Source organism: Streptomyces sp. NPDC002513, assembly GCF_053595355.1.
Genome location: NZ_JBSFXK010000106.1, coordinates 1 through 11,641 on the forward strand (window position 1 = coordinate 1; position 11,641 = coordinate 11,641).

The window sequence follows — 11,641 nt, forward strand, 5'->3', positions numbered from 1 at the left end:
GGTGGACCAGAACGCCCAACACCGTTCGGGGCGTTCGGCTGAGCATGAGTTCTGGCGTCAGGACTCACTCCCGCTCAGTCTCTAGGAACGGTTCATCGGTCGCTGGGAGTAGGTCCTGCGCCTCAGGCGCGCTCCGCGCCGGCTTGGCTAGGGTCGGTCCTCATGGAGACCACAGGATTCGTCCGTCGCCAGACGGCGGAGCGTATGCGCGACGCTCTGGAGCGGCTCGTTACCGAGCGGGATGTATGGGTGTCGACGGCTCACCCTGAGCACGGGCCGCACCAGGTGCCGCTGTGGTTCTTGTGGGATGGGCGAGCCGTGTGGATGTGCACCAGCGCCACTTCCGTGACTGCGCGAAACGTCCGCGAAGAGCCGCGCGTGCGCCTGTCGCTGCCGGACACCTTCGACGTGGTGCTCCTCCAGGGTGAGGCGGAGTGCTTCCCGGACCAGGAGGTGCCCGGAGGTGCAGCGGAGGCGTTCGCCGACAAGTTCGGGTGGGATCCACGTGTGGAAGAGGGTTCCTTTCTGTATGTACGCGTAATCCCGAGGACTGTGCGCGCTTGGCGCGGCGAGCCAGAACTGCGCGGGAGAGTGATCATGCGCGACGGGATGTGGCTGGAATAACGGCCGCCCCTCGCCGACGCGCCCCTCTCGGATCACGATCTACAGGTGGAGTACGAAGCCAAGGCAGCCGCAGGGCTGGGCGAAGGCCAAGGGGAACGCGGCGTTCGCGGACGGTCTGGTCGTCTCCAACCGGGGCCGCCCCGGGTTCACCACCGCCCGGGGGCGAGGCGTCCGTGTTCTGGGGCGCGCCCCGCGGCCTCAGGCGGTGCTTCTCTCGACCGTGGACCAGAAGATCCCGACGATGTGGTCGAGGTAGTCGCGGCCGGCCTCGCCGGAGTCGGTCACGCCCACTCTGGCGCCCCAGTTCAGCGTGGCGGCCATCTGCCCCTGGTAGTCGGCGTGCATCTCCTCCAGGACGTCCTCCAGGAGGTGCCGGCCCAGGGGGAGCAGTCTGCCGAGCGGGCGGACGTACCCCTGCCAGCGGGTGGTGACCGCGCTGATCAGCAGTTCGGCGAGCCGGCCGTCGCGCCCCGTCACCGTGATGAGGTCGGGCAGGGTCAGCTCCAGCACCTTGGTGAGGGCGGCGGTCTGGCGGTCGGTGCCGCGCCACTCGCCCGCCTCCTCCATCCGTACGTAGACGAGGAGTTCGAGCCCCACGGCGTGTGCGACGTCCTCCGGCGCGAGCCCGCGCGCGACGCGGTGCTCGCGCAGCGTGCGCGGCGCGCCGATGAGTTCGCCGGGGGAGCACCACAACATTCCCGCCAGCGCGATGAGTTCGGAGGTGTTCGGCGCGGTGATCCCGCGCTCCCAGGCGATCACGAGGCCGACGGTCACATAGGGGAGCCCGTACGAGGTGCGCATGCCGTAGGCGACGTGTTCCACTCGCATGCCGAGCGCCGCCCGCAGTCTTCTGGCGGCAACGGCGTCGAACGGCGGAGTGGGTGGAGTGGACGGAGTGGGCTGCGGGGACTGCGGTCGGTGCACGCGCACAACGTAAGGCCGCGTGGACTGCGGTGACTACGGTCTGTTCGGCCACACTCACAGATTGTAGGAACATACGGTTTCGGTCGTCGAGGCGTGACGGTCGGTGCGCGCGGTCGGCGGAGCCGGGCGGGCGGAGCGCCCGGGCGGCCGGGCCGGGCGGTGGTCCCGCGGGCGACGCGGAGGGCGTCGGGCAAGGTGACCGGGCCCACACGTGCCTACGACGGCGGCCCCCGCCGGGTGGCCGCGGGGCGGACGGGTCGGCCGGGGGCGCCGGTGGGGGTGGACACGGGGGCCGAAGGGTCAGGGGGAGGCGCGTGACGAGGAGCGCGGGGGAGACGCGCGGGCGGCGTGAACCCGTCGTTGCCGGGGGTGTGCCGGACCGTGGATCCGTCACCGCTCGCTCCGTGACCCTGCCGCCGTGCCGCGACGGACCGGCCCCTCGCCGGCCGGTCTCAGCGTGTCCGCCCCGTCTCCCGGACCCACCGGTACACCAACTCCGGTCTCCCCACCTGCCCGTACAGCGGACTGCGACCCGCCCGGCCCGCCTCCACCAGGTGCTCCAGGTAGCGGCGGGCGGTGATCCGGGAGATGCCGACGGCCTCGGCGACCCCCGCCGCCGTCAGCCCCTCCTCGCGGTCCCGCAGCACACCGGTCACCCGCTCCAGCGTCGGCGCGCTCAGTCCCTTGGGCAGCGCCGCCGGTCCCGGCGCCCGCAGCGCGGCCAGCGCGCGGTCCACCTCGTCCTGGCCGCTCGCCTCGCCCGCCGCGCCCCGGAACTCCGCGTACCGCACCAGCCGGTCCCGCAGCGTCGCGAAGGTGAACGGTTTCAGCACGTACTGGACCACCCCCAGCGACACGCCCTCCCGCACCACCGTCAGGTCCCGTGCCGACGTCACCGCGATCACGTCCGCGTGGTAGCCGGCCGCCCGCAAGGAGCGCGCCAGGTGCAGACCGTGCACATCCGGCAGATGGAGATCCAGCAGCAGCAGGTCCACGGGGGTCCGGTCCAGCAGGCGCCGCGCCTCCGCACCCGTGTGCGCCGTGCCCACCGCCGTGAAGCCCGGCACCCGGCCCACGTACATCACATGGGCGTCGGCGGCGACCGGGTCGTCCTCCACGACCAGGACGCGGATGGGCTCGGTCATACGTCACCTCCGGGCAGGGCGGGCTCGGCGAAAGCTCCGGGAACATCCTCGGCCGACCCCGGAGCCGACCCCGAAGCCGCCCCCACGGTAGGCAACGGGATCCGCGCCTCGAACTCGGCCCCGCCTCCCGCGGCCTCCGACACGGTCAGCGTGCCCTCGTGGCGGCGTACCGTCTGACGGACCAGGGCGAGGCCGAGCCCCCGGCCGCCGGACGCGGCGGCCGGCTTGGTCGACCAGCCGCGCCGGAACACCGCCTCCGCGTGCGCGGGATCGACCCCGGCCCCCGTGTCCGACACCCGCAGCACCAGCTCCGCCTCCTCCGCGCAGGCGGTCACCGTCACCCGCGCGCCTCCCGAGCCCTGTGCCGCGTCCACCGCGTTGTCGATCAGGTTGCCGAGGATCGTGACCAGGTCCCGGGCCGGCAGGGAGGGCGGCAGCAGCCCGTCGTCGATGCGGCTCGCCTCCGAGACCACCAGCTCCACACCCCGCTCGTTCGCCTGCGCCGCCTTGCCGAGCAGCAGGGCCGCGAGCACCGGCTCGTTCACGGCGGCGACCACCTGGTCCGTGAGGGCCTGCGCCAGTTCCAGTTCGGCCGTGGCGAAGTCGACGGCCTCCTCCGCGCGGCCCAGCTCGATCAGCGAGACCACCGTGTGCAGTCGGTTGGCCGCCTCGTGCGCCTGGGAGCGCAGCGCCTGGGTGAAGCCACGCTCCGAGTCCAACTCGCCCGTCAGCGACTGGAGTTCGGTCACATCGCGCAGGGTGACCACGGTGCCCCGGCGTTCGCCGCCGGAGACCGGGGAGGTGTTGACGACCAGGACGCGCGTCGCCGTCAGATGGACCTCGTCGACCCGGGGCTCGCAGGACAGCAGCGCACCCGTCAGCGGGGCCGGCAGTCCCAGGTCGGCCACCGAGCGGCCCACCACCTCCCCGCTCACCCCGAGCAGCTCCCGGCCGCCGTCGTTGATCAGCGCCACCCGGAACCGGCCGTCCAGCATCAGCAGGCCCTCGCGCACGGCGTGCAGCGCGGCCTGGTGGTAGTCGTGCATATGGCTCAGCTCGGTGGCGTTCATGCCGTGGGTGGAGCGACGCAGCCGGGCGTTGATCACATAGGTGCCGACGGCGCCCAGGGCCAGGGCCCCGCCCGCCACCCCGAGCAGGGTCGTCACCTGTTCCCGGAGCCGGGCGGTGACGGTCTCGACCGTGATGCCCGCGCTCACCAGGCCGACGATCCGGCCGCCGTCGTGAATGGGGGTGACCGCGCGCACGGACGGGCCCAGGGTGCCGGTGTAGGTCTCGGTGAACGACTCGCCCTTCAACGCGCGGGCGGTGTGGCCGAGGAAGCGCTCGCCGATCAGCGCCGGGTTGGGGTGGGTCCAGCGGATGCCCTCGGGGTTCATGATCGTGACGAAGTCGACGCCGGTGTGCCGCTGGACCTGGGACGCGTACGGCTGGAGGGTCCGCGTCGGGTCCGGGGTGCGGATCGCCGTCCGCACCGAGGGGGCGTCCGCGACCGAGCGGGCCACCGCCATCGCCTGCCGGCCGGCCGCGGCCTGGGCCTGGCCGCGGTCGCTGACGTAGGAGAAGAGGGCGTACCCGGCGACGAGCACCGCGATCAGCACGGCCTGCATCGCGAAGAGCTGGCCGGCCAGGCTGCGGGGTCTCGGGAGTGTGGGCACGCGCATGCGTTCAGTCTGCCTCGCGGCCCCGGCCCGGCGTCCAGGGGTGCGGGCCCGCTGTCCCGGCCGCTTCCGCGCGCTGTACGTGCGGGCCCCGGTTCCGGTGCTTCCGCCCGTCGTACGGGCGGGCCCCGGTTCCGGCGTTTCCGCCCGCCGTACGGGAGGGCTCCGGTTCGTCCGGCACGCGTGAACGCCGCGATGTAAGCGTGAACTAAATGAACGGAAGGGTGACCGCCCTCACACGGCGGGAGATAGTCACCGCATCCCCGGGAGCAAGACGTCTCCCGGTCGTCGGGGGGATACCTTCCGGCCACCGGGGGGGCCTCCCGGTTTCCCCGGACGTGAGCCGCACGCCGGATGATCCGACGACGTCGTCGAGGAGGGCAGCCGTGGCCAGCACAGCCCGAACCGCACCTGCCGCGCCCGCAGCCAAGCGGGACCGCACCCACTACCTCTATCTCGCGGTGATCGCCGCGGTGGCCCTCGGCATCGCCGTGGGCTTCGCCGCGCCCGATTTCGCCAAGGAACTGAAGCCGCTCGGCACGGGCTTTGTGAGCCTCATCAAGATGATGATCTCGCCGATCATCTTCTGCACGATCGTGCTCGGTGTCGGCTCCGTCCGGAAGGCCGCCAAGGTCGGCAAGGTGGGAGGGCTCGCCCTCGGCTACTTCCTCGCGATGTCCGTCGTCGCGCTCGCCATCGGCCTGGTCGTCGGCAACATCATCCACCCCGGCAGCGGGATGCATCTGACCGAGGCCGTGAAGGGCGTCGGGCACGAGCAGGCCAAGGCCGCCGCCGAGGGCCCGGTGGACTTCCTGCTCGGCATCATCCCGACCACCTTCGTGTCGGCCTTCACCGAGGGCCAGGTGCTCCAGACGCTGCTCGTCGCGCTGCTCGTGGGCTTCGCGCTCCAGGCCATGGGGCGCTCCGGCGAGCCCGTCCTGCGCGGCGTCCAGCACATCCAGAAGCTGGTCTTCCGGGTGCTCGCGATGATCATGTGGGCGGCCCCGGTCGGCGCCTTCGGCGCCATGGCGGCCGTGGTCGGCGAGACCGGCGTGGACGCGCTGAAGGCGCTGGCCACGATCATGATCGGGTTCTACGTCACCTGTCTGCTGTTCGTCGGCATCGTGCTCGGCGCGCTGGTGCGTGCGGTGGCCAAGGTCAACATCTGGCACCTGCTGAAGTACCTCGGCCGTGAGTTCCTGCTGATCGTGTCCACCTCCTCCTCGGAGTCCGCGCTGCCGCGGCTCATCGCGAAGATGGAGCACCTGGGCGTCGCCCGGCCGGTCGTCGGCATCACCGTGCCGACCGGCTACTCCTTCAACCTCGACGGCACGATGATCTACCTGACGATGGCCTCCCTGTTCATCGCGGACGCGATGGACCAGCCCATGGGCATCGGACAGCAGATCGGTCTGCTGCTGTTCATGATGGTCGCCTCGAAGGGCGCGGCCGGCGTCTCCGGTTCCGGTATCGCCGTCCTGGCCAGCGGCCTGCAGTCGCACAAGCCCGCCCTGGTGGACGGTGTGGGCCTGATCATCGGTATCGACCGGTTCATGAGCGAGGCCCGCGCCGTGACGAACTTCGCGGGCAACGCGGTCGCCACCCTGCTCATCGGCACCTGGACCGGTGAGGTCGACAAGGAGCGGGTGCGGCGGGTGCTCGCCGGCGAGATCCCCTTCGACGAGCAGACCCTGCTGGACGAGGACGGCGCCGCAGCCCCGGTGCCCGAGCAGGGCGGCGACAAGGAGCTGCTGGCCAAGGCCTGAGCCCTTCGTATCCCGTACCGCATCCGCGTACTCCGGGCGGCCGGACCGATCCCCCGTCACCGGCCGCCCGGTCCGCGGCTCCGCTCGTGGCCGCCGGAACCTGCTGATCCGCCGCGGAACCCCGCGTCCCGCACCCACGTCTCGTAGTACATGCACGACCGTGCCGTGCCGGACCGACCGGCACGGCACCTTTGTCCGGGAGGCACGGGGCATGAAGATCGACTGGGACCGGCGCACCTGTGCGCGCCGCGGGCATGTGACCTACGCGCCCGACGATCCCCGGCTGCGGGTACGGCTGCACGCCCGGACGGCACTCGGGGACGTGTGGCGCTGCCTGCGCTGCGGCGACTTCGTGCTCGGTGAGCCGCACGGCGGCGGACCGGCCGCCGACGCGCCGCTCGTGCCGCGCGGCAAGGTGCTGCGCGACCTGTTCATCCTGCGCTTCCTCGCCGTCGAACGGGCCGTGCGCGGGGTGTTCATCGTGCTCGCCGCGGTGGCCGTGTGGAAGTTCAGCAACAGCCAGGACGCGGTGCGGCGGCTCTTCACCGAGTACCTCGACGTGCTGCGGCCCGTCTTCAGGCACTTCCACTACGACCTCGACCACTCACCCGTGGTCGGCACCGTCCAGAAGTCCTTCGGCTACCGGCACTCCACGCTGCTCCTGGTCGCCGGGCTCCTGCTGGCGTACGCGCTGATCGAGCTGGTCGAGGCGGTCGGACTCTGGTACGCCAAGCGCTGGGCGGAGTATCTGACGGTCGTCGCCACCGCGGCCTTCCTCCCCCTGGAGGTCTACGAACTCACCCAGCACATCACCGCACTGAAGATCGCCACGCTGGTCCTCAACATCCTCGCGGTCCTCTACATCGCCCTCGCCAAACGGCTGTTCGGGCTGCGCGGCGGCCGTAAGGCGTTCGACGAGGAGCGGCACAGCGCCTCGCTCATCGAGGTGGAGGAGTCGGCGGGCCTCACGGTCACCTCCTGACCCGCACCGGGGCGGCCGGAGTTCTCATGACGACCGGGCCGCGCGACGCCGGACGAGGGCACACGGCCTGGCGGGTGCTGCTGCCGCCCGGCCGACGCGTTGCCTTGACGTCGGCGTCAAGGGCTACCGTCGGGCGCATGCGAATCGGCGAGCTGGCGGCGCGGGCCGGGACCACCACCCGGACGCTGCGGTACTACGAGTCGCGGGGGCTGCTGACCGCGCGGCGCGCGGGCAACGGGCACCGCACCTACGACGAGCGCGATCTGAAGCTGCTGCGGCAGATCCGGACGCTGCGGGACTTCGGGTTCGACCTGGAGGAGACGCGGCCCTTCGTGGAGTGTCTGAGGGCCGGGCACCCCGAGGGCGACTCGTGCCCGGCGTCGCTCGCGGTCTACCGCCGCAAGCTGGCTGAACTCGACGCGCTGATCGGCGAGTTGCGTGCGGTCAGGGCGCAGGTCGGGGCACAGCTGGCGAAGGCGGAGGAGGCGCGCGACGCGCTGGCGGTCGAGGCGGAGGTTCCGGGCGGTCCGGAGCCGGTGTGCGAACTGGGAGGGTGGCAGCGGTGATCAGGGCGGCAGGCGTGACCGAGGTGACGGACGCGGACTTCGAGGCGGAGGTGATCGGGGCGGAGCTGCCGGTGCTGGTGGAGTTCACCGCGGACTGGTGTCCGCCGTGCCGGCAGATGGGGCCGGTGCTCAGTGCCCTGGCCGCGGAGGAGGAGGGCCGGCTCAAGGTGGTGCAGCTCGACGTGGACACCAATCCGACGACGACGAACGCGTACAAGGTGCTGTCCATGCCGACCTTCATGGTGTTCCGCGGCGGTGAGCCGGTGAAGGCGATGGTGGGGGCCCGGCCCGGGCGACGGCTGCTGGAGGAGCTGTCCGACGTGCTCTGACCCGGTCCGCACAGAGAAATCCCCCGAGCAATTGCGCTCGGGGGATTTCTTTGTGTATATTCAATGATTCGCGACTTCACGGAAATGGGTCGCAAATAAGTTCAGCAAGCACAGTATATCGGGTCGGGAGCGGAATTGTCAAACACCGAATTTCCGGACGATGAATTGCGGCATGAGCAGGAATTCATCGACGGGCTGTACGCGCGGGTGGACGTGGTGCGCGGCGACACCGAGACCTCCGTCGCGGACGCGCTCGCGCAGGGCGACAAGCCCATGCAGGCCCGGCTGGAGCGGGACATCCTCGTCGCCGAGCGCTCGGGGCTGCTGGCGGCGCTGGACGCCGTGGACGGCTCGCTCTGCTTCGGCCGTATCGACCTCACCTCCGGGCCGAGCCACCACATCGGCCGTATCGGGCTGCGCGCCGACGACGCGGAGCGCACACCCGTCCTCATCGACTGGCGGGCCGAGGTCGCGCGCCCCTTCTACCTGGCCACCGGCCACACCCCGCTGGGCCTGCGCCGGCGCCGGCACATCGGCACCGACGGGCGCCGCGTCATCTCCCTGCACGACGAGATCCTCGACCTCGCCGACCACGAGCGCACCGGCCACGAGGACCCGACCGGTGACGCCGTGCTGCTGGCCGCGCTCACCTCCGCCCGCACCGGCCGGATGAACGACATCGTGCAGACCATCCAGGCCGACCAGGACCGCATCATCCGCGCACCGCACCGGGGCGTGCTGGTGGTGGAGGGCGGTCCCGGCACCGGCAAGACGGCCGTCGCCCTGCACCGGGCGGCGTACCTGCTCTACGAGCACCGGGAGCTGCTCGCCCGCCGCGCCGTCCTGATCGTCGGCCCGAACCCCGCGTTCCTCGGCTACATCGGCGAGGTGCTGCCCTCGCTGGGCGAGACCGGCGTGCTGCTCGCGACCGTCGGCGAACTGTTCCCCGGAGTCAGGGCCACCGCCACCGACACCCCCGAGGCGGCCGCCGTCAAGGGCCGCGCGGACATGGCCGACGTACTGGCCCGGGTCGTCCGCGACCGTCAGGCGCTGCCCGACCCGGTCATCGCCGTCGAGCACGACCGGGACGTGCTGCTGCTCGACGACGGGCTCGTGAACATGGCCCGCGAGCGCACCCGCGCGGCGAAGCTGCCGCACAACGTGGCCCGCGAGCACTTCGAGGGCCATATCCTCAACACCCTGACGGACATGGTCGCCGAGCGGATCGGGACCGACCCGTACGACGGCACGAACCTCCTCGACGCGAGCGACATCACCCAGATCCGCGACGAACTCGCGGAGAATCCCGACGTCTGGTCGGCGATCGAGCGGCTGTGGCCGCGGCTGACCCCGCAGCGGCTGGTCGCGGACTTCCTCGCCGGCCCGGAGGGCTATCTGCCCGACGAGGACGCGGCCGCCGTCCGCCGCCCGGTCACCCGGGCCTGGACCGCCGCCGATGTGCCGCTGCTCGACGAGGCGGCCGAACTCCTCGGCGAGGACGACCGCGTGGCGCGCGCCCGCGCCGAACGCGAGCGTGAGACGCAGGTGTCGTACGCGCAGGGCGTGCTCGACGTGTCGTACGCCTCCCGGACCTACGAGTTCGAGGACAAGGAGGACGGCGACCCCGACGGGTCCGAGGTCCTCTCCGCGCACGACATCATCGACGCCGAGCGGTTCGCCGAACGGCACGAGGAGGCCGACCACCGCAGCGCCGCCGAACGCGCGGCGGCCGACCGCACCTGGGCGTTCGGGCACATCGTCGTCGACGAGGCGCAGGAGCTGTCGGCGATGGCGTGGCGGCTGCTGATGCGGCGCTCCCCGACCCGCTCCATGACGCTGGTCGGGGATCCGGCGCAGACGGCCGAGTCCGCCGGGGTCGGCTCCTGGGCGGGGATCCTCGCGCCGTATGTCGAGGACCGCTTCGAGCACACGCGCCTCGGCGTCAACTACCGCACGCCCGCCGAGATCATGGAGGTCGCCGCGGCGGTCGTACGGGTCGAGGACCCGGACTTCGAGCCGCCGAGTTCGGTGCGGTCCACGGGGGTACGGCCCTGGGTGCGCGCCACCGACGACCTGCCCGGAGCCGTGGCCGAGGCGGTCCGGGAGCTGACCCCCTTCCCCAAGGGCCGGCTCGCGGTGATCGCCCCGCGCGATCTGCACCGGTCGCTCGCCGCGCGGCTGGACGGGGTGACGGCGGGTGCGGAGCCCGATCTGACGCGGACCGTCGTCCTGCTCGATCCGCGCCAGTCCAAGGGGCTCGAGTTCGACTCCGTGCTGGTGGTCGAGCCCGGCCGGTACGGCACGAGCGACCTGTACGTGGCCCTGACCCGGGCGACGCAGCGGCTGGGGATCGTGCACCGGGGCCCGCTGCCGAAGGCCCTGGCCGAGGCGCCGACCGCGTAGCGGTGTCCGCCTCCGGGAGCCGTCGCCCCCCGGAGGCGCCCGCCGGGCGTCGGGCGTCAGGCGGGCCGCAGCCACACCGTGGCCAGCGGCGGCAGCGTCAGCCGGATGCTCGCCGGACGGCCGTGCCAGGGGGCGGGCTCCGGTTTCAGCGGGTCCGGATTGCGGACGCCGCTGCCGCCGTAGTGCGCGAGGTCCGTGTTCAGGACCTCGCGCCAGGCCGGCACGTCGTCCGGGACGCCCAGCCGGTAGTCGTGGCGGACGACCGGCGAGAAGTGGGACACCGCCAGCAGGGGCGTGCCGTCCGCGTCGAAGCGCAGGAACGCCAGCACGTTGTCGTCGGCGGCGTCCCCGGTCACCCACTGGAACCCGGACGGTTCGGTGTCGCGCTGCCACAGCGCCGGAGTCCCGCGGTAGACCGTGTTCAGGTCGCGGACCAGGTCGCGTACGCCCCGGTGGTCGGCCGCGGCACCGTAGCCCGGATCGAGCAGCCACCAGTCGGGGCCGTGCGCCTCCGACCACTCGGAGCCCTGGGCGAACTCCTGTCCCATGAAGAGGAGCTGCTTGCCCGGGTGGGACCACATGAAGCCCAGATAGGCGCGGAGGCCCGCGCGTTGCTGCCACCAGTCGCCGGGCATCTTCGACACCAGCGACCGCTTGCCGTGCACCACCTCGTCGTGGGAGATGGGCAGGACGTAGTTCTCGCTGTAGGCGTACACCATCGAGAACGTCATCTCCTGGTGGTGGTACGCGCGGTGGACCGGCTCATGCGCCATGTACTCGAGCGAGTCGTGCATCCAGCCCATGTTCCACTTCAGGCCGAAGCCCAGCCCCCCGAAGCCGCTCGGGCCCCGGTGGTGCGTGGCGCGGGTGACGCCGTCCCAGGCGGTCGACTCCTCCGCGACGGTCACCACGCCCGGATTCCGCCGGTACACCGTCGCGTTCATCTCCTGCAGAAACGCCACCGCGTCCAGGTTCTCCCGGCCGCCGTGCGCGTTCGGCCGCCACTGGCCGTACTGGCGTGAGTAGTCCAGGTAGAGCATGGAGGCGACCGCGTCCACGCGCAGGCCGTCGACGTGGAACTCCTCGCACCAGTACACGGCGTTGGCGACCAGGAAGTTGCGCACCTCGCGCCGCCCGTAGTCGAACTCCAGCGTCCCCCAGTCCGGGTGGGCGGCCCGCAGCGGGTCCGCCGGCTCGTACAGGGGGCGCCCGTCGAACTCCGC

10 protein-coding genes are annotated in these 11,641 nt (G+C 72.0%); 6 read left to right on the forward strand and 4 right to left on the reverse strand.

Features of this window, described 5'->3' with window-relative positions; genetic code table 11:
* Positions 1 to 162: 162 nt before the first annotated feature.
* Positions 163 to 624 carry a pyridoxamine 5'-phosphate oxidase family protein gene (locus ACWD5Q_RS34240; protein ID WP_451430975.1) on the forward strand — a complete coding sequence of 154 codons (462 nt, stop codon included), beginning with the start codon at positions 163 to 165 and terminating at the stop codon, positions 622 to 624.
* Between the two features lie 198 nt (positions 625 to 822).
* Here the strand turns inward: ACWD5Q_RS34240 and ACWD5Q_RS34245 are convergent, their stop codons facing one another.
* The 3 genes from ACWD5Q_RS34245 to ACWD5Q_RS34255 form a co-directional block, all read right to left on the reverse strand.
* Positions 823 to 1,554, reverse strand: a complete 732-nt coding sequence (locus tag ACWD5Q_RS34245; RefSeq protein WP_451430976.1) for an XRE family transcriptional regulator — start codon at positions 1,552 to 1,554, stop codon at positions 823 to 825.
* A gap of 446 nt (positions 1,555 to 2,000) precedes the next feature.
* Positions 2,001 to 2,693 carry a response regulator gene (locus tag ACWD5Q_RS34250; RefSeq protein WP_451430977.1) on the reverse strand — a complete coding sequence of 231 codons (693 nt, stop codon included), beginning with the start codon at positions 2,691 to 2,693 and terminating at the stop codon, positions 2,001 to 2,003.
* Entirely contained in the window at positions 2,690 to 4,375 is a 1,686-nt protein-coding gene (locus ACWD5Q_RS34255) for a sensor histidine kinase (RefSeq protein ID WP_451430978.1), read from the reverse strand. The genes ACWD5Q_RS34250 and ACWD5Q_RS34255 overlap by 4 nt, the downstream gene beginning before the upstream one ends.
* A gap of 383 nt (positions 4,376 to 4,758) precedes the next feature.
* Here ACWD5Q_RS34255 and ACWD5Q_RS34260 point away from each other — a divergent pair, with 383 nt between their 5' ends.
* The 5 genes from ACWD5Q_RS34260 to ACWD5Q_RS34280 all read left to right on the forward strand — a co-directional run bounded on the left by ACWD5Q_RS34260 (position 4,759) and on the right by ACWD5Q_RS34280 (position 10,418).
* Complete coding sequence (locus tag ACWD5Q_RS34260; RefSeq protein WP_451430979.1) at positions 4,759 to 6,138, forward strand: cation:dicarboxylate symporter family transporter; 1,380 nt, start codon at positions 4,759 to 4,761, stop codon at positions 6,136 to 6,138.
* Positions 6,139 to 6,349: 211 nt separating this feature from the next.
* A complete protein-coding gene (locus ACWD5Q_RS34265) occupies positions 6,350 to 7,120 on the forward strand; it encodes a DUF2127 domain-containing protein (RefSeq protein ID WP_451430980.1) in 771 nt (256 codons plus the stop codon).
* A gap of 137 nt (positions 7,121 to 7,257) precedes the next feature.
* Entirely contained in the window at positions 7,258 to 7,686 is a 429-nt protein-coding gene (locus tag ACWD5Q_RS34270) for a MerR family transcriptional regulator (protein WP_451430981.1), read from the forward strand.
* A gap of 14 nt (positions 7,687 to 7,700) precedes the next feature.
* Entirely contained in the window at positions 7,701 to 8,015 is a 315-nt protein-coding gene (locus ACWD5Q_RS34275) for a thioredoxin family protein (protein ID WP_451430982.1), read from the forward strand.
* 135 nt (positions 8,016 to 8,150) lie between these two features.
* Positions 8,151 to 10,418 carry a HelD family protein gene (locus ACWD5Q_RS34280; RefSeq protein ID WP_451430983.1) on the forward strand — a complete coding sequence of 756 codons (2,268 nt, stop codon included), beginning with the start codon at positions 8,151 to 8,153 and terminating at the stop codon, positions 10,416 to 10,418.
* Positions 10,419 to 10,474: 56 nt separating this feature from the next.
* Here ACWD5Q_RS34280 and glgB read toward each other — a convergent pair.
* On the reverse strand, positions 10,475 to 11,641 hold a 1,167-nt coding region (glgB, locus tag ACWD5Q_RS34285; protein ID WP_451430984.1), incomplete at its 5' end, for a 1,4-alpha-glucan branching enzyme.

Excerpts from the sequence above, each read along its gene's own strand:
- ACWD5Q_RS34270 (WP_451430981.1), top strand. The coding sequence starts at position 7,258 with ATGCGAATCGGCGAGCTGGCGGCGCGGGCCGGGACCACCACCCGGACG.
- ACWD5Q_RS34240 (WP_451430975.1), top strand. The coding sequence starts at position 163 with ATGGAGACCACAGGATTCGTCCGTCGCCAGACGGCGGAGCGTATGCGC.
- ACWD5Q_RS34255 (WP_451430978.1), bottom strand. The coding sequence starts at position 4,375 with ATGCGCGTGCCCACACTCCCGAGACCCCGCAGCCTGGCCGGCCAGCTC.
- ACWD5Q_RS34265 (WP_451430980.1), top strand. The coding sequence starts at position 6,350 with ATGAAGATCGACTGGGACCGGCGCACCTGTGCGCGCCGCGGGCATGTG.
- ACWD5Q_RS34250 (WP_451430977.1), bottom strand. The coding sequence starts at position 2,693 with ATGACCGAGCCCATCCGCGTCCTGGTCGTGGAGGACGACCCGGTCGCC.